Annotated in this window: 1 tRNA gene and 1 rRNA gene; both read right to left on the bottom strand. The window is 54.6% G+C overall.

Going from position 1 to position 205, the window contains the following annotated elements:
* Window positions 1-10: 10 nt before the first annotated feature.
* Window positions 11-127 (bottom strand): 5S ribosomal RNA (rrf, locus tag HMPREF2682_RS06705).
* Window positions 128-130: 3 nt separating this feature from the next.
* Window positions 131-203: transfer RNA gene (locus HMPREF2682_RS06710), tRNA-Ala, on the bottom strand.
* Window positions 204-205 lie beyond the last annotated feature (2 nt).

Below are 205 nucleotides of genomic sequence, written 5' to 3' on the forward strand. Positions count from 1 at the left end.
TTCAAAAATAAACCGGCGATGACCTACTCTCCCACACCCACAAAAGTGCAGTACCATCGGCGCGAAGAGTCTTAGCTTCTGGGTTCGGAATGGAACCAGGCGTTTCCCTCTTGCTATAATCACCGGAAAGTGGAGGCGAGGGGACTCGAACCCCTAACCCTCTGCTTGCAAAGCAGATGCGCTACCAATTGCGCCACGCCCCCGT

Origin of the sequence: Rothia sp. HMSC061D12 (assembly GCF_001836735.1) — a bacterium.
Classification (GTDB): domain Bacteria; phylum Actinomycetota; class Actinomycetes; order Actinomycetales; family Micrococcaceae; genus Rothia.